Source organism: Domibacillus enclensis (genome assembly GCF_900156125.1).
Lineage (GTDB): Bacteria > Bacillota > Bacilli > Bacillales > Domibacillaceae > Domibacillus > Domibacillus enclensis.
Map to the genome: position 1 here is coordinate 141,209 of NZ_FTLX01000006.1, position 17,196 is coordinate 158,404.

A 17,196-nucleotide genomic window follows, 5' to 3' on the forward strand; every position below is an offset into this window, starting at 1 on the left:
GGGTGCGTGGCCGTGAAGCGATTGTGGGACTATCTCGTAATCACGTTTGAAAACCTGAAGATTAAGTACAAGTTTATTTTATTTGTATCGGCGATTATGTGTGTGTTTTTGCTGTTTACGATTGCCGGTCTGCAATATGCGTTCACAACGTATGATCAGCAAATTTACCGGAAGTCCTCGCAGGTGCTCAGCATGTCATCAGACAGTGTGGAAAAGGAGCTGCAGCGGATTCAGGATATTTCCTTTGATATTATTACCGATTCCGTCATTATGCGGGAAACGGTTCATGCGAAAAAGGAAACGAACCGGTATGAGCAGTATGGCATTCAAACGGCTATCAGCGACAGGCTGAGCGATTATGTCAGCTCGGAAAAGTACATTCACTCGATTTATTTAATTGACGTCACCGGGAAGACCTATGCGGCAGGGAACTCGATTGCGCTCTCCGCCGAAGAAGAAAAAGCAAGGCTGGTCGAGATGGCGGCAGCGCGGGAAGGTGCCAACACATGGGTCACAGCAGATGGAAGTAACCGCTTTCTAACAGCTGCCCGCCAAATACGATCCTACGAAAATTTAAGTATGGAGAATCTGGGAACGATTGTGATCCGGGTAGATTTGGCGAAAATGGTCGCCGCACTTCCAGAAGAATGGGAGGACACAACGGGCAATATGATGATGTCCACGGGCGAGCACGTATTTTTTTCAGAAGAAGACGTGGCGCCGTTTCGTTCGTTTGATTTTTCCGAGCAAACAAAGCAAGGCTATTCGATCAGCGAGCTGAACGGACGCCGCTACTTTGTGACATACGTGAAAACGTCATTTGCGAACTGGACGTACTGGCACTTCATCCCATTTGACGCCGTGTTCTCCAGCATTACGAAGGTGAAATACTCCATTATTGCCGCTTTTATTGTGCTGCTGCTGGCTGTCATTGCGACAGTCATTCATTTCACAAGAAAAATTACGACACCGATCGAGGAGCTCGTCAAAACGATGCGTCACATACAAAAGGGAGACTTCGCGATCGCAGAAACATTGCCGCCGCCGCCCCGTCATCAGGATGAGATTGGCATGCTGCACCGCGATTTTACGTTTATGGTTCAGCGGATTAACGAGCTCATTAAAGAAAATTACGAAAAACAGCTCCTCGTCAAAGAAACCGAATTCAAAGCGCTCCAGGCTCAGATTAACCCGCACTTTTTGTACAACACGCTTGAATCGGTCAACTGGCTGGCGAAAACGAATAAACAGACACAAATCTCTCAAATGGTGGAGTCGCTTGCGTATTTGCTGCGGAATTCAGTGAATGTGAAAGACGACATTGTGACCATCCGGCACGAAATTGACCTGGTCAGCCATTACGTGACCATTCAAAAATATCGCTTTGAGGAGCGACTGGACTTTCATATTGAAGTGGAAGAAGAAGTGTACGACTGCTGCATTCCGAAGCTGACGATTCAGCCGTTGATTGAAAATGCCATTCATTACGCACTGGAGAAAATCATTGAGCCGTGTACGATTACGATCAAGGCCTATCACCAAAATGGCGCCGTCTTTGTCACGGTTGAAGATAACGGACCAGGCATGGATGCTCAGTTTATAAACAAGCTGCGGAGAGGGGAAGTGCAGACGCGCGGAACCGGCATCGGGCTGAAAAATATTGATGAACGGACAAAGCTGTTTTTCGGGGAGCAATACGGATTGTCCATTCACAGTGTTCAAGGAAGCGGCACAGCCGTAACCGTTTTTTTACCTTATGAAAAAGGGGAGAAACAATATGTACAAAGTGTTGCTGGCAGATGATGAACGCATTATTCTTGAAGGAATTTCCAATGTGATTGATTGGGCATCACTTGACACAGAGCTCATCGCAACGGCACGAAACGGCATTGAAGCGTATGAAAAGATTACGGAATTCCAGCCGCATATTGTCATCAGTGACATTAAAATGCCGGGAATGGACGGACTGGAGCTGGCGGGCAAGGTGCGGGCGGATTATCCAGACATTCAGTTTATTGTGCTGTCAGGCTTTAGCGAGTTTGAATATGCGCGCTGTGCGATGCAGCACGGTGTCCGGAATTATTTGCTGAAGCCGTGCAACGAAGCGGATATTATTGAAACGGTCACAGAGGCCGTGGATGAGCTGAAGCGCAAGGAGCCGCAAACAGAAGAACGGACGCAGTGCAAGGACTATTCACCGGTCGTCAACGAAGTCGTCGATATTATTTATGAGCACTTCAGTGACAAGCACGTGTCGCTAAAATGGGTTGCAGGAGAAATGCTTTACATGAATGCCGACTATCTCGGCAAGCTGTTCAAGCAGGAAACAGGGGAGCGGTTTTCCGGCTTTTTAACAAAGGTCCGCATTGAAGCCGCGATCAAGCAAATTGGCGAACTGGACGATGTCCGTGTCGCAGATTTAGCCGAGCGGACAGGGTTCGGCGACAACCCGCAATACTTCAGCCAGGTGTTCAAAAAATATACAGGCTGCACGCCATCAGAATACCGCAAATCCTCGTGAACAGATCCGCATCCTTTGCAGGTCTGTTTTTTTATTGTGTGGTTGGCCGGAAAACCGGAAAAGAAAGGATAGGACCGGATTCCTCATCGTGATGACCGGAAAAAGGAGAATTCAATCATCGGACAAGCGAATCCGGTCCACCAGAGAAGATTTCCGGTCGAAAAAAGAGGCATCACTGTTTTCTGAACATTGTTGTCAGATTTTTGTATTCAATTAATCTGAAAAATCCATAAAATAAAGATTGTAAGCACTTTCAAAAAAGAGCGAAAGCGGGGGATTGGGATGAAGAAAATCATGTTGTCACTGAGCAGCTTGATGCTGGCGGCGGGACTGGCCGGCTGCGGAGACGAAGCAAGCAGCGGGACGAGCGGTGAAGTGAAAGAAGGCGGATCGCAGGAGGATGTAACGCTCCGGATGGCCTGGTGGGGCGGTCAGCCGCGCCACGACTACACAATGAAGGTTATTGAAATGTACGAGGAACAAAATCCGCATGTGAACATTGAAGCGGAATTCGCCAACTGGGATGACTACTGGAAAAAGCTAGCGCCAATGGCGGCTGCCAATCAGCTTCCTGACATTATTCAAATGGATACAGCGTACTTGTCACAATACGGCGAAAAAGGCCAACTGGAGAATTTAGCTCCTTATACAGAAGATGGCACAATTAATGTGGACAATATTGATGAAGCGACATTAGCAGGAGGAAGCATCGGCGACCAGTTGTACGGTTTTAACCTCGGCTCTAATGTCCTGTCAGTCATCACAAATGACGACATGCTGGCAGAAGCAGGCGTTGAGCTGAATGATGAAAACTGGACATGGGATGATTTCGAAAAAATGGCCACAGATGTTCAAAAAGCGACAGGCAAATATGGAACAAATCCAATGAATCCTCCTGATGTGTTTTTCCCTTACTACTTGAGAACGCAAGGCGAGCGCTTTTATAACGAAGAAGGAAATGGCCTTGCCTACACAGATGATCAGTTATTCGTCGACTTTTTTGAGCGTCAGCTTCGCTTGATCAAAGCAGAAGCTTTCCCAACGCCTGATGTTACTGCACAAGTAAAGGGACTTGAAGATGATTTTATTGTTAAAGGTGACGCGGCCATGACATGGAATTATTCCAACCAGTACCTTGGCTTTGCGCAGCTGACTGAGGCGCCACTTACGATTAACCTGCCGCCGGAGCAAGCAGAAAATCAAGCGCTTTTCCTTCGCCCGAGTATGTTCTTTTCTGTGCCAAAAAGCTCTGAAAACAAAGAAGAAGCAGCTAAGTTCATCGATTTCTGGGCGAATAATGAAGAAGCTAACAAGTTGATCAAAGGCGAGCGTGGCGTGCCGGTTTCTTCTGACATTATTGAACTATTAAAGCCAGAGCTTTCTGAAGATGAAGTGAAGATTTTTGAATACGTGGAACGTGCTTCGCAAAACGCCAGTCCGGCTGATCCGCCAGATCCACTGGGCAGCGCGGAAGTAATGAAAGCACTCAAGGATATTTCTGACCAGATCCTGTTTGAGAAAATCTCAGCTGAAGAAGGCGCAAAGAAGTTCCGTGAGCAGGCAACGGATATTTTAAGCAAAAACAGCTAATTCAAAAACAGAACAGCCCCGACTTTGGCGCAATTAAACAAAGTAAGGCGCAATTCCTGATTAATTGCGCCTTACTGGTCATAATTGCGCCAAATAAATGGCGTTAAAGGCCTTAAACTAAAAAAGGATGTGACCCCAAATGAAACTACGCCCGGCAGGAGATAATCTCGCAGGCTATGCTTTTATCTCTCCATTCATTATTGGATTTCTTGCCTTCACTATTATCCCGATGATTGCTTCACTTTATTTATCATTCACCAGCTACGATTTATTCACCACTCCACAGTGGATTGGGCTCGGCAATTACATTGAGATGTTCACAGGAGACGAAAAGTATTGGACGACGATTAAAGTCACGTTTACGTACGTGCTGGCCGGTGTGCCGTTACGTCTCGCTTTTGCCTTGCTTGTCGCGATGCTGCTTAACCGGGCTTCCCGCATGGTCGGCATTTACCGGACGATGTTTTACCTGCCGTCCATCATTGGCGGAAGTGTTGCGGTTGCGATTATGTGGCGCAATATTTTCGGGAATGAAGGAACGATCAACCAGCTGCTGTTTTTCATGGGCATTGACAAGCAAATCTTCTGGTACCAGGATCCGACCTCGGCCCTTTGGACATTGATTTTGCTTTCGGTCTGGCAATTTGGCTCATCGATGCTGATCTTCCTTGCCGGCTTAAAAAACATTTCACCTGAATATTATGAAGCCGCAAGTGTGGACGGCGCGAATCCGTTTCAAAAGTTTTTCAAAATTACACTGCCGCTGTTAAGCCCGATCATTTTCTTTAACATGGTAATGCAGACAATTTCCGCGTTTATGACGTTTACGCCGGCTTACATCATCTCTAAAGGAGAAGGCGGTCCACTTGATGGAACGCTGCTGTACTCGCTTTACTTGTTCCAAAAAGCATTTAACTTCTTCCAGATGGGCTATGCCTCTGCGATGGCATGGGTGATGCTGTTGATCGTCGGCCTGTTGACATTGATCTTATTTAAAACATCAAAATACTGGGTGCATTACGAATCAAAGGAGGGGTAACCAATGAAAGCTATTCAAGAATCACCTCAGGCGGAGCCCCGGCAGCTTCACATGAACAAGCCGAAATTCAAATGGAAAAAGTGGATGTACCATCTCGTCACGGGCTTATTCGCCCTGTTAATGCTGTATCCGATTATCTGGCTGCTCATGAGCTCGTTTAAAGAAAGCTCTGAAGTGTTTGTGACGGCCCACTCGCTTATTCCAGATCCGTTTATTTGGAGCAACTACGCGCAGGGCTGGGAAGGCATTGCCGGCCAGTCGTTTGGAACCTTTATTAAAAACTCGCTCATCATTGTCGGATTTTCCACAATCGGAGCGGTCATTTCTTCTGCGCTGATCGCGTACGGCTTTGCCCGTATTTCGTTTAAAGGAAAAGCGTTCTGGTTCGGCTGCATGATGGTATCCATGATGCTTCCACACGAAGTCGTTATGATCCCGCAATACATTATTTTCGCCAAAATCGGCTGGCTGAATTCGTTTCTGCCGATCATTGTGCCGCAATTTTTCGGCCACGCGTTTTTCATTTTCTTAATGGTTCAGTTTATCCGCAACATCCCAATTGAGCTGGATGAAGCCGCGCGTATTGATGGCTGCGGACGGTTCAGTATTTTCTACCGCGTAATTTTGCCGCTGATCGTTCCGGCGATGGCTACGGCTGCTATTTTCTCCTTCTATTGGAAATGGGAGGACTTGATCAACCCGGTGCTTTACTTGAACAGCCCGGATAAATACCCGGTGTCACTGGCGCTGAAGCTGTTTCTTGATTCAGAAACAGCATCCAACTGGGGAGCGATGTTCGCGATGTCAGTCGTATCGCTTCTGCCGGTCATCCTCATTTTCTTCTTGTTCCAGAAGTACATTGTGGAAGGCATCAGCACGAGCGGATTGAAATAAGAAAGGAGCACAAGGATGAAGATTTTCTTAGCGGGCGATTCGACGGTTGCCAGCTGCCCTCCTCATGAAGCCCCAATGGCAGGGTGGGGACAGGTGGCGGCGGAGTTTTTCAATGAAAACATAACGGTTGTGAATGCCGCAAAAGGCGGCCGCAGCTCCAACAGCTTTATTGAAGAGGGACTGCTGGACGGCATTTGGGAAGCGATTGCGCCGGGAGACTACCTGTTTATTCAGTTTGGCCATAACGACCAGAAAGAGTTCGGGACAAAGCCGTGGACAACGTTTTCGCATTATTTGACCCAGTACATTGATGGAGCGAGAGAGCGGGGAGCCATTCCGGTGCTTGTCACGTCCGTTCAGCGCCGCACGTTTGGAGAGGACGGCATGATTCACAGCTCGCTCGGTGAGTACCCGGATTCAATGAGACAGCTCGCCGATGAAAAGGACGTACCGCTCATTGATTTGCATGAAAAAACGAAAACGCTGTACGAATCTTATGGACCAGACCGTTCCACCGAGCTGTTCACGTGGCTGGCGCCGGGCGAAAACGGCAACTATCCGGACGGCGTCCAGGATAATACCCATTTTTGTGAAACGGGTGCCCGTGCCGTTGCTTCACTCGTTGTAGAAGGAATTAAAGAATTGAATTTGCCGCTGAAGGCGTATATAAAGAAGCCGGCTGGCAAGCTGTATCACGGTGCCTGCTTTTACCCGGAGCTATGGGATGAAAAGACGGTTGCTGAAGATATGGAATGGATGAAAAAAACCGGCATCAATGTTGTCCGTATCGGCGAGTTTGCCTGGTCGAAGCTGGAGCCGGAGGAAGGACGCATCGACGTCTCCTTTTTAGTGGATATAATCAAGCGCCTGCATGAAAACGGGATTGAAACGGTGCTTTGTACGCCGACACCGACACCGCCGATCTGGTTCTCACATGGCCACCCCGAGCGAATGCACGTCGATCAGGAGGGCCAGGTGATGAGCCACGGCTCCCGTCAGCACGCCTGCACAAATAATGCGTATTTCCGTGAAAAAGCGGCACAGATCACGGAAGAGCTGGCGAAAAAAGCCGGACATCTCCCGGGGCTGATTGCCTGGCAGCTTGATAATGAATTCAAGTGCCATATCGCCGAGTGTATGTGCAGTACGTGCAAGGGGCTCTGGCATGAATGGCTGGAAGATCGCTACGGCACCATTGACCGTTTAAATGAAGAATGGGGCACGCACATCTGGAGCGAATATTATCAGTCATTTGAGCAAGTTCCACAGCCTGCAGCAACGCCGTTTCTCCATCATTCTTCTTTGCAGACGATGTACCGGCTTTTTTCCACAGAAAAAATCGCCGAGTTCGCCGATGAGCAGGCAGCGATCATCCGCCGGCATTCCGACCTGCCAATTACGCATAACAGTACACTGATGTTTTCAGTAGACAATGAACGGCTGTTTCAACATCTTGATTTTGCGTCATTTGACACGTACGCGCCGCAGGGAAAACTGGAATCTTACGTTTTAAATTGCGACATTTGGCGGAACATCAAGAAAAACACGCCGTACTGGGTGATGGAAACGAGCACATCATATGCCGCCTCACTGGAAAGCTATGCACATCCGCACGCGAACGGCTACTTGCAGGCAGAAGCGGTAGCAGCGTATGCACTCGGAGGACAAGGCTTCTGCTATTGGCTCTGGCGCCAGCAGCGGACGGGATCGGAGCAGCCTCACAGTGCAGTGATTAGTGCCTGGGGAGAGCCGTCTATCGGATATGAAAACGTTCTGCAGGTGGAAGAAGCACGAAAAAAAATCGAACCGCTTATGCTTGCGACAAAACCTGTACAAGCGCACGTGGCCATGACGTATTCAGACAAAGCCCGCATGTTCCATCAAACAGAGCCTCATAACGGCATCCGCTACAAAGACATGATGACAGATTTATACAATGTATTGTTAACAGAAGGGCTGCACCGGGATGTCATTTTTGAGGGAGCAGAGCTGGATGGCTACAAGCTGCTGTTCACTCCGCTGCTGCCGCACGTATCGGAAGACTATTTATCGAAGGCAAAAGCGTTTGTGGAATCAGGCGGCATCTGGATTGTCGGTCCGATGACAGGCGGGCGGACTGGTGAGCATACGATTCACACAAGCTGTGCGCTTGGTGAAGTAGAAAAATGGACAGGGGTTAAAACACTGTTTACCTTTCCGATGGATGAACAAACGACGACAGGAGAAGCGTTCGGCGAAACGGCACCGCTCGGTTTATGGAGCGCCGTTTTTGATGCCGATGCTGCCGTCGGGACGATTAAAAGCGGCGTCGCCACCGGTAAAGCCTTTTTAAGCGAAACCGCCATTGGCAAAGGAAAAGTCGTGATGCTTGGGTCAATGCCGATGGGAGATGACGGCAACAAGCTGCTGAAGCGAATGATCCGGCATTATGCAGAAGAAGCAGGTGTCACAGTGAAAACAGACGCGTCGCCAGGCACGATTGTCGCTCCGCGAATGGGAGATGACGGCAAGGAAGTGTGGATCGTCGTGAATATGGACGGCAAAGGCGGGACGGTCACCATTCCATCGAAAGGAAGCGTCACTGTCGAACCTCATGGATACAGCATTCATCAAGTAACAAAAGAGGAGGTCCATTCATGAAGAAAAGGATAGAAAACGTGAAAATTGCGTATATCGGCGGCGGGTCACAGGGCTGGGCGAAACGGTTAATGAACGACCTGGCGCTGGAAGCAAGAATAAGCGGAACCGTAGCCCTGTATGATATTCATCCAGAAGCTGCCCGGCAAAACGCCAAAATCGGCAATCTTCTTTCTGAGCGGGAAGAAGCCGTTGGGAAATGGACATATGAAGCGACAGGGGACATTCAAGAAGCGTTGACTGACGCTGATTTTGTGATTATCTCGATCCTGCCGGGCTCGTTTCAAGAAATGGCATCGGATGTTCACGTACCTGAGAAGTACGGCATTTACCAGTCAGTCGGCGATACCGTCGGACCAGGCGGCATGATCCGTGCGCTGCGGACGATTCCAATTTACAAAAAAATTGCCGAGAGCATCAAGCAATATTCCCCGGAGGCGTGGGTCATTAATTACACGAATCCAATGACGCTTTGTACACGCACATTGTATGAGGTCTTTCCGGCTATTAAAGCATTCGGCTGCTGCCATGAAGTGTTTGACGTGCAGCATCTGCTCGCAGACATGGTGGAAGAGGCGACCGGTGAAAAGGTGGAGCGCCGTCAGGACATTCACGTGAATGTGATCGGGATCAATCACTTTACGTGGATCGATCGGGCGAGCTACCAGAACATAGATCTTCTGCCTTTATACAAACAGTTTGCCTTGAAGTATGCAGAAACCGGCTTTGAAAAAGAACCGGGCAGCTGGGAGCGGAGTGTCTTTTCTTCAGCGAACCGCGTGAAGTTTGATTTGTTTAATCGATACGGACTGATCGCTGCAGCAGGCGACCGCCATTTAGCTGAATTTATGCCGCCGGTGTACTTAGAAAGCCCGGAAAAAGTGACCGAGTGGAAGTTTCATCTGACGCCGGTTGATTTTCGCATTAATGATCAGCAGAGCAAAATGGAACGCACGCAAAAAGCAGCCGCCGGAGAAGAGCATTTTGAGCTTGCGCCGTCCGGTGAAGAAGGAGTTGCCATTATTGCGGCACTTCTCGGCCTGGAGGAGCTGGTCACAAACGTAAACGTGCCGAACAACGGTCAAATTGCGAATTTGCCAAAGGGTGCGGTCGTCGAAACCAATGCGGTTCTGCGCTTCAACAGTGTGCAGCCGGTTTTAGCCGGAAGCCTGCCCGCCGACGTGCACGGCTTGGTCAGCCGCCATGTGGCCAATCAGGAAACGATTTTACGAGCGGCACTGGACGAAAACAGACAGCTTGCGCTTAACGCCTTTATCAACGATCCGCTTGTCGAGCCAATCGGACTGAAGCAGGCAGAAAAGCTGTTTAATGAAATGATGGACAACACGAAAGAATGGATTGGAGGAGGGTTCAGCCATGATCAAAACGCATACGCATCGTCTTGATATTGAAAAACAGATTGACCTGCTTATCCATAATTTAGTGAACTTAAACGATCCGGACGGGAAATACGCCATTCCACTTGAGGACGGACGGAAAATCGACAATAAAAGCTTCAACTACTGGGAATGGACAGCAGGCGTCGGCTTATATGGCATGATGAAGTACTACAAGCTGACGAAAAAACCGGAAGTACTCGATATCATCGTGAAGTGGTTTGACGACCAGTTTAAAGAGCACCCGGTCGAGAAAAACGTCAACACGATGGTCCAGCTGTTAACGATGGCTTATTTATATGAAGAAACAGAAGATCCGACGTACGTGCCGTATTTGGAAGCATGGGGCGACTGGCTGTATCATGATATGCCGCGCACAAAGGACGGCGGCATTCAGCACGTCACATTCGGCTGGCAGAACAATCAGCAGCTTTGGGATGATACATTGATGATGAGTGTCCTGCCACTGACAAAAATCGGGCTTTTATTGAATAAGCCGGAATACATCCAGGAAGCGAAAAAGCAATTTCTCGTGCATATTAAATATTTATACGACAAAACGACCGGCCTCTGGTTCCACGGCTGGACGTTTGAAGGCAATCATAACTTCGCCGGCGCTCTCTGGGGACGCGGCAATTCCTGGATTACCATCGCCATTCCGGAATTTTTGGATTTAGTCGATCTGCCAGCGAATGATCCGGTCCGTCAAGTATTGATCGACACGCTTGAGCGGCAGCTGGACGCCTTAACGCCGCTTCAAAACGAAAACGGCCTGTGGCATACGCTTCTAGATGACCCGACGTCTTACGTAGAAGCTTCCTGCACAGCAGGCTTCGGCTTCGGCACTTTAAAAGCCGTCCGCAAGCGGTACGTCAGCAAGGACTACAAGGACATGGGTCTTCGGGCAGTGGAAGCAGTCATTGAAAACATTGATGAAACAGGCGAGCTTCAGCACGTCTCAGCCGGCACTGGCATGGGAGACACGCTCGATTTTTACAAGCAGATTCCCGTCACAGGCATGCCGTACGGACAGTCGATGGCGATTCTTTGCCTGGTAGAATATTTGTATACAAAACTGTAAAATAGGTGAAAAATCCTGTTTTTAACCTATGAAGAGCTGCAGCTGCAGCTCTTTTTTTGGTTGGCCAATATCTTTTGTGCGCTTCTTGTGCATCAGTGGCTTGCCAGCCAACAAAGAAAAAAATTATGAAAACGGTAGACAATAAACCCACCCGTATGTATACTTGTATTACAAATAGTTGTCATACAAGTATACAAGAATGCAAGCGTTCAATATTAAATAAGGCGAGGTGGCTAATATGAAAGAAGTAAGTATTCAAGAACTAAAGGATAAAGCCGTTGAATTGCGTCAAGCAGCCGTCACAATGGTTTACAAGGCGCAATCGGGACATCCGGGGGGCTCGTTATCCGCTGCTGATATTATCTCCGCTCTTTACTTTAAAGAGATGGACATTGATCCGGAAAATCCAAAGTGGGAAGATCGTGACCGGTTTGTGCTGTCAAAGGGACATGTCGCACCGATTCAATATGCGGCACTGGCATTAAAAGGGTTTGTTCCTTATGAAACCGTTAACACGCTTCGTCAGTATGGTTCTCCCTTTCAAGGACACCCGGATATGAAAAAATGTCCCGGCATCGATATTTCAACCGGCTCGCTTGGTCAAGGCTTATCCTGTGCAGTGGGGATGGCTCTTGCAGGCAAGCGGGATGAAAAAGAGTACCGCGTGTTTGCAATGGTAGGTGATGGTGAGTGTCAGGAAGGCCAGATTTGGGAGGCAGCTCAAACAGCGGTGAAATACGAGCTCGACAACTTGATCGTTTTTGTGGATTACAACCGACTTCAAATTGATGGAACAACAGATGAAATTATGCCCCTGCAGGATATTGAAAAGAAATTCGAAGCATTTGGCTTTGAAACAAAAAACATTGATGGCCATTCAATGGAAGAAATTACAGCAGTGCTGGATGAAATCCGCGAGTCAGAAAACAAGCTGCCTAAATGCATTGTAGCGAATACGGTCAAGGGAAAAGGTGTTTCCTACATGGAGAATGTCGTGAACTGGCATGGCGTGGCGCCGAATGATCAGGAATACGAACAGGCAATGGAAGAATTAGCGGGAGGGTTAAAATAATGAGCACAACAAATGCACCGATTGCGAAAAAAGCGACGCGTGAAGGCTTTGGTGATGAGATTGTCAAATTGGGAAAAGAAAATAAAAACATTTACGTTGTCGATATCGATATCGGCAAGTCGTGCAAAACAACCGCTTTTATGAAGGAACTTCCGAACCAGCACGTAAACGTTGGTATTGCGGAACAAAACGGTGCCGGACTTGCAGCAGGTCTTGCGACAACGGGTAAAATTCCATTCATTAGTACGTACGCAGTCTTTGGATCGCTTCGAATGGCTGAACAAATTCGCCAGGAAGCCTGCTACCCATTCTTGAACGTGAAAATTGCCTGCTCGCATGGCGGCTTAACGCCGGGAAATGACGGCGGAAGCCATCAGGCAATTGAGGATATGGGCGTTTATCGCACGATACCGAATATGACCGTTATTATGGGCGCTGACTATCATTCCACACGCAAGCTCGTCGAACAAGCTGCCAATACGTATGGGCCAATGTATCTTCGCTTCACTCGCGACGCAGTGCCGATGATTTATGACGAGAATGAAGAGTTTGAAATTGGAAAAGCGAAGCAGCTCAAGGAAGGCAAGGATGTCGCGATCATCGCGAATGGAGACACCGTTTACCTTGCCCTGCAAGCAGCCGAAGAGCTTGAAAAAGAAGGCATTTCAGTTAAGCTTCTCGATATGCATACGATCAAGCCGCTTGATCGTGAAGCTGTTGTAGAGTGTTTGGAAATTGGAAAAATCGTTACAGTAGAAGACCATAATATTTTAAACGGCCTGGGCAGTGCGGTTTCAGAGGTCATTGCGGAAGAAGGAAAAGGAAAAATAAAACGAATTGGTGTACAGGACCGCTTCGGCGAATCTGCGTCATACGAAAAGCTAATGGAGCTAAACGGTATTACGGTTGAAAACATCGTGGCATCAGCTAAAGAATTGCTTCGCTAATTTTAAACAAGACAGGAGATAAAAGAGATGTTTGAACTGACAAATCAAGTAGCAATCGTGACAGGCAGTGGATCTGAAAAAGGAATTGGCCGAGTGATCGCCATGACACTGGCAAAACAAGGAGCAGCAATTGTTGTAGCAGATATGAATCCTGCCGGCATTTGGGATACAGTCGAAGCAATCCAGGAGCAGGGCGGCAAAGCAATCGGCGTTGAGGTGAATGTAACAAGCAAAGAGTCCGTAGACAACATGGTTCAAAAAACGCTGGATGAATTTGGACGTATTGATATATTGGTGAATAACGCAGGTATTTCTCAAAAAGTAACAGTGGAGGATATGACGATTGAAGACATCACACGTGTTTTTAATGTCAATATGTTCGGATTGTTCCTTTGCACACAAGCGGTTCTAGCTACAATGAAAAATCAGCAATACGGACGTATCGTGAACTTATCTTCTGTTTCGGCAAAGCGCGGAGGCGGCGTGTTTGGCGGTGCTCATTACTCCGCTTCAAAAGCAGCAGTGCTTGGTTTTTCGAAAAATCTGGCGCGTGAAATTGGAACAGACGGCATTACAGTCAACAGTGTAGCACCTGGCCTTGTGAATACAGATATTTGGAAGTCGCTTCCTGAAGAAGATGCGAAAAAAGTGATTGATAGCATTCCGATGGGCCGCCCTGGTGAAACAAGTGAAATTGCTTCAACGATTGCTTTTCTTGCTTCAAAGGAAGCCTCCTATATAACTGGAGAAGAAATTGATATTAACGGCGGATCGCACATGGATTAATAGATAGATGCGGGATTCGAGATGAATCGATGGGAGGCAAGGTTTTTGTTCTTAAAACCTTCCTCTACCGCGCTATTGACAGCTTCACACGCATTGACTAAAATCAACTTAATGCTTGTTAGACAAGTGAACAAGTGCTGTGATGAAAGGAGTTTTCATAATGGGTACAATCGTTTGTTCTGTCTGCAATAAAACAGTTGCGTATGTAGAAGACGAAAAAGTAAGCACGATATATTGCAAGTGTGAAAGATGCAAAGACGAAGCAAAATGAATGATAGAAAGAGTGGGTTCATCGGTTTTATTATGAAAGTGCTTACATTTGAAGTCTCTTTAGTATATAATGCGCTCTGATATAGGAGGATAGGTGAATGAAATTAATTCGAAACATCATGATTACAGCTATTTCAGCACTGGCTCTAAGCTTAATATGGATTTTTGCCTCGACGAATGATTTAGCTGAAACGGAGGGTGTGACGCTGATCCGTTTCGGACATGGCGCTGCGGAAACAAATGAACGGCATTTAGCGGTGATGCATTTTAAAGAATTAGTGGAAGAAAAATCGAATGGAAGCATTCAAGTGCAGGTCTATCCCGCTGAGCAGCTCGGGTCAGAGGCGGAGATGATTGAAAGTGTTACGTTTAATGATTTGCAGATGGTAGCGGCTAGTGCGTTCAGCCAGTATGATCAGCGAATTAGCGTATTCGAGCTTCCTTATTTATTTGATTCCTATGAAGAAGCATGGAGCACGCTGGATGGAGAAATTGGCGAGAAGGTAGCTGAACCGTTTTTAGAAGATAATTTGCGTATTGTCGGCTATTTTGAAAATGGCTTTCGTCATGTGACATCTAATGTACCGATTGAAAAACCGGAAGATTTGCAAGGAATTAAAATTCGGACACCGGAGTTTCCATTGTCTATCAGTACGTTTCAAGCGTTAGGGGCGAACCCTACACCAATGGCCTTCGGTGAACTTTATATGGCGCTTCAACAAGGGACAGTCGATGCGCAGGAAAACCCGGTAGCGAACGCATACTCCAGTAAATTCCAGGAGGTGCAGCAATATTTGAATTTAACCGCGCACCAGTATATGCCGCTTCCAGTAGCTATTAGTGAAGAATTCTGGCAGACGCTTTCGGAGTCAGATCAAGAATTGATTAAAGAAAGCACATTAGAAACAGCACAATTTCATCGGGATTTGCTAAGAGAAAATGAAGAAAGTATGATAGCAGAATTGAAAGCGGATGGCATGCAAATCATTGAACCGGATTTAGAGCCGTTTCAAGCAGAGACAGAAGAAGTCTATGAATCATTTAAGCGGCAGTTCGGTGAAGAGATGGTGAACAGCATCTTGGAAGAAGTGCAGTAAACGAAGAGGAAATTCGTAATGGAGGTCTGTTATGAAAGCGATTAAATGGCTCGATGACCATTTAGAAGAGTATATTTTAGTGATCTTAAGTTTATTTACAGTCGGAATTGTCTTTACACAGGTGTTCATGCGTTACGTGCTCGGCGACTCGCTCGTTTGGTCCGAGGAAGCGGCAAGATACGCATTTATTTGGATGATTTACATTGGCGTCAGCTACGGGATCAAAAGAAACAGTCATTTAGGTGTGGATGCATTTGCTATGCTGTTTGAGCGCAAAGGGCAGCTGATCATCGGCATCATGGCGAATGTACTTTTCCTCATCTTCGCTGTTGTCATGGCGGTGTATGGATTTGACATCGTTGGAAGCGTCACCAGAACATCGGCGGCACTACAGCTGCCGCTGGCTTGGGTGTATGCCGCTCCAGTGGTCGGAATGGTGCTGACATCCATTCGGTTAATCCAAAAGATCACAGAGCAGGTCAACGCTTTTAAAAAAAGGGACAACCAGAACGATGAAGCAGCAGTCAATTCAGGTGGCGTAAAGGAGGATGTGATATGACACCAGTCGTTTTATTTGGCAGTTTCTTTTTATTCATGTCGCTTACGGTTCCAATCGCGATTTCACTTGGTTTGGCAGGGCTTGTCACCGCGCTTTATTCGTCTAATATTTCCATTACCTTTTTAGCGCAAGGATTTATTACATCAACCGATAATTTTGCGCTGATGGCCATTCCTTTCTTTATACTGGCAGGGGAAATTATGGGGCGCGGCGGCATTTCACAGCGGTTATTCGATGTCGCAAACGTATTTGTCGGACGAATGACAGGAGGGTTCGCGATTGCGGCGGTTGTGACGTGCATGTTTTTTGCAGCCATATCCGGATCGGGTCCGGCGACCGTTGCGGCAATTGGCGGGATTATGATCCCGGCGATGGTGGCACAGGGCTATGACAAAAAGTTCGCGACAGCGATTATTGTGACGGCTGGATCACTTGGCATCATTATTCCCCCAAGTATTCCGATGGTGCTGTTTGGGATTTCGGCCAATCAGTCTATAGGCGACTTGTTTATCGGCGGGATTATTCCTGGTATTTTTATCGGTCTTTGCATCATCGTTTGGACCTATTTTTACTCAAAGAAAAAAGGCTACAAAGGAACAGAAGAAGCGTTTACGGTTAAAAAAATGGTCAGTGCACTTAATCGCGCGAAATGGTCCTTGCTTATTCCCGTGATTATTCTAGGCGGAATTTACGGCGGAATTTTTACACCGACAGAAGCAGCTGTCTTTGCGGTTGTATACGCTGCATTTGTTGCCCTTGTGCTGCATCGGGAAATTAAGCCGAAAGAATTCTGGGGTATTTTAGCAGATGCAGCCGTCAGCTCTGTAGCGATTTTGATTATTATCGGCACAGCAAACGCATTCGGTACCATATTGTCAATGGAACAGATTCCACAGCAGATTGCAGAAGCCTTCCTGTCACTGTCGAGCAATCCAACGATGATCATGCTTCTAATTATTGCCCTGCTGCTTGTGATCGGCTGCTTTATTGATACGTCAGCTGCTGTAATCATTTTTACACCGATATTATTTCCAGTTGCCATTCAAGTCGGAATGGACCCGATTCACTTCGGTGTTGTCATGATTGTTACCCTGTCAATCGGCTTTATCACGCCTCCGCTCGGTGTTAACTTATTCGTTGGCTCCGGGATCTCAGGAATCGGCATGCCGACGCTTGTCCGGGCTGTCACACCATTTTTCTTTGTGATGCTTTTTAGTCTGCTTGTTTTAGTCGTGCTCCCGCAGCTGACATTGCTGCTGCTAAATTAAAGAGGAGATTGCTCAAGGTTCCAGAAGTGCTGCACCAC

Annotated in this window: 15 protein-coding genes and 1 pseudogene; all 16 read left to right on the top strand. The window is 47.3% G+C overall.

What is annotated here, in order from left to right; all coding sequences use genetic code 11:
* The first annotated feature begins 12 nt into the window (after positions 1–12).
* The 16 genes and pseudogenes from BW952_RS13240 (at position 13) to BW952_RS13315 (ending at position 17,158) form a co-directional block, all read left to right on the top strand.
* Positions 13–1,803 (top strand): cache domain-containing sensor histidine kinase, encoded by a 1,791-nt coding sequence (locus BW952_RS13240; protein WP_231581512.1) that lies wholly within the window; start codon positions 13–15, stop codon positions 1,801–1,803.
* Positions 1,778–2,521, top strand: a complete 744-nt coding sequence (locus BW952_RS13245; protein ID WP_045852289.1) for a response regulator transcription factor — start codon at positions 1,778–1,780, stop codon at positions 2,519–2,521. The genes BW952_RS13240 and BW952_RS13245 overlap by 26 nt, the downstream gene beginning before the upstream one ends.
* 282 nt (positions 2,522–2,803) lie before the next feature.
* Positions 2,804–4,111: an ABC transporter substrate-binding protein gene (locus tag BW952_RS13250; protein WP_045852288.1), complete on the top strand. Its 1,308-nt coding sequence runs from the start codon at positions 2,804–2,806 to the stop codon at positions 4,109–4,111.
* 139 nt (positions 4,112–4,250) lie between these two features.
* Entirely contained in the window at positions 4,251–5,150 is a 900-nt protein-coding gene (locus BW952_RS13255) for a carbohydrate ABC transporter permease (protein ID WP_045852287.1), read from the top strand.
* Between the two features lie 51 nt (positions 5,151–5,201).
* Positions 5,202–6,044 (top strand): carbohydrate ABC transporter permease, encoded by an 843-nt coding sequence (locus tag BW952_RS13260; protein ID WP_175607587.1) that lies wholly within the window; start codon positions 5,202–5,204, stop codon positions 6,042–6,044.
* 15 nt (positions 6,045–6,059) lie between these two features.
* Positions 6,060–6,731 (top strand): annotated as a pseudogene (locus BW952_RS19695) (rhamnogalacturonan acetylesterase); the annotation flags it as partial.
* Positions 6,711–8,684: a beta-galactosidase gene (locus BW952_RS13270; protein WP_076496327.1), complete on the top strand. Its 1,974-nt coding sequence runs from the start codon at positions 6,711–6,713 to the stop codon at positions 8,682–8,684. The pseudogene BW952_RS19695 and the gene BW952_RS13270, both read left to right, overlap by 21 nt.
* Positions 8,681–10,087 carry a family 4 glycosyl hydrolase gene (locus tag BW952_RS13275; RefSeq protein WP_045852285.1) on the top strand — a complete coding sequence of 469 codons (1,407 nt, stop codon included), beginning with the start codon at positions 8,681–8,683 and terminating at the stop codon, positions 10,085–10,087. Before BW952_RS13270 ends, BW952_RS13275 begins: the two co-directional genes overlap by 4 nt.
* Positions 10,059–11,159, top strand: a complete 1,101-nt coding sequence (gene bglB / locus BW952_RS13280; RefSeq protein ID WP_045852284.1) for a beta-galactosidase BglB — start codon at positions 10,059–10,061, stop codon at positions 11,157–11,159. Before BW952_RS13275 ends, bglB begins: the two co-directional genes overlap by 29 nt.
* A 238-nt stretch (positions 11,160–11,397) precedes the next feature.
* A complete protein-coding gene (locus BW952_RS13285) occupies positions 11,398–12,231 on the top strand; it encodes a transketolase (protein WP_045852283.1) in 834 nt (277 codons plus the stop codon).
* Positions 12,231–13,178 carry a transketolase family protein gene (locus tag BW952_RS13290; RefSeq protein ID WP_045852282.1) on the top strand — a complete coding sequence of 316 codons (948 nt, stop codon included), beginning with the start codon at positions 12,231–12,233 and terminating at the stop codon, positions 13,176–13,178. The genes BW952_RS13285 and BW952_RS13290 overlap by 1 nt, the downstream gene beginning before the upstream one ends.
* Positions 13,179–13,205: 27 nt before the next feature.
* The gene (locus BW952_RS13295) at positions 13,206–13,964 is read left to right on the top strand and encodes an SDR family NAD(P)-dependent oxidoreductase (protein ID WP_045852281.1); all 759 of its coding nucleotides are present in this window, start codon (positions 13,206–13,208) and stop codon (positions 13,962–13,964) included.
* Positions 13,965–14,124: 160 nt separating this feature from the next.
* Positions 14,125–14,235, top strand: coding sequence for a GapA-binding peptide SR1P (locus BW952_RS13300; protein WP_076496320.1), 111 nt, complete (start codon positions 14,125–14,127; stop codon positions 14,233–14,235).
* Positions 14,236–14,332: 97 nt separating this feature from the next.
* Complete coding sequence (locus BW952_RS13305) at positions 14,333–15,331, top strand: TRAP transporter substrate-binding protein (protein ID WP_045852280.1); 999 nt, start codon at positions 14,333–14,335, stop codon at positions 15,329–15,331.
* Between the two features lie 31 nt (positions 15,332–15,362).
* Positions 15,363–15,890: a TRAP transporter small permease gene (locus BW952_RS13310; protein ID WP_045852279.1), complete on the top strand. Its 528-nt coding sequence runs from the start codon at positions 15,363–15,365 to the stop codon at positions 15,888–15,890.
* Entirely contained in the window at positions 15,887–17,158 is a 1,272-nt protein-coding gene (locus BW952_RS13315; RefSeq protein WP_045852278.1) for a TRAP transporter large permease, read from the top strand. Before BW952_RS13310 ends, BW952_RS13315 begins: the two co-directional genes overlap by 4 nt.
* Positions 17,159–17,196 lie beyond the last annotated feature (38 nt).

Bases quoted from the DNA above. Each gene is read 5' to 3' on its own strand.
- BW952_RS13245 (WP_045852289.1), top strand. From the start codon at position 1,778: ATGTACAAAGTGTTGCTGGCAGATGATGAACGCATTATTCTTGAAGGA.
- BW952_RS13250 (WP_045852288.1), top strand. From the start codon at position 2,804: ATGAAGAAAATCATGTTGTCACTGAGCAGCTTGATGCTGGCGGCGGGA.
- BW952_RS13255 (WP_045852287.1), top strand. From the start codon at position 4,251: ATGAAACTACGCCCGGCAGGAGATAATCTCGCAGGCTATGCTTTTATC.
- BW952_RS13260 (WP_175607587.1), top strand. From the start codon at position 5,202: ATGAACAAGCCGAAATTCAAATGGAAAAAGTGGATGTACCATCTCGTC.
- BW952_RS13275 (WP_045852285.1), top strand. From the start codon at position 8,681: ATGAAGAAAAGGATAGAAAACGTGAAAATTGCGTATATCGGCGGCGGG.
- bglB (WP_045852284.1), top strand. From the start codon at position 10,059: ATGATCAAAACGCATACGCATCGTCTTGATATTGAAAAACAGATTGAC.
- BW952_RS13285 (WP_045852283.1), top strand. From the start codon at position 11,398: ATGAAAGAAGTAAGTATTCAAGAACTAAAGGATAAAGCCGTTGAATTG.
- BW952_RS13290 (WP_045852282.1), top strand. From the start codon at position 12,231: ATGAGCACAACAAATGCACCGATTGCGAAAAAAGCGACGCGTGAAGGC.
- BW952_RS13295 (WP_045852281.1), top strand. From the start codon at position 13,206: ATGTTTGAACTGACAAATCAAGTAGCAATCGTGACAGGCAGTGGATCT.
- BW952_RS13300 (WP_076496320.1), top strand. From the start codon at position 14,125: ATGGGTACAATCGTTTGTTCTGTCTGCAATAAAACAGTTGCGTATGTA.
- BW952_RS13305 (WP_045852280.1), top strand. From the start codon at position 14,333: ATGAAATTAATTCGAAACATCATGATTACAGCTATTTCAGCACTGGCT.
- BW952_RS13310 (WP_045852279.1), top strand. From the start codon at position 15,363: ATGAAAGCGATTAAATGGCTCGATGACCATTTAGAAGAGTATATTTTA.
- BW952_RS13315 (WP_045852278.1), top strand. From the start codon at position 15,887: ATGACACCAGTCGTTTTATTTGGCAGTTTCTTTTTATTCATGTCGCTT.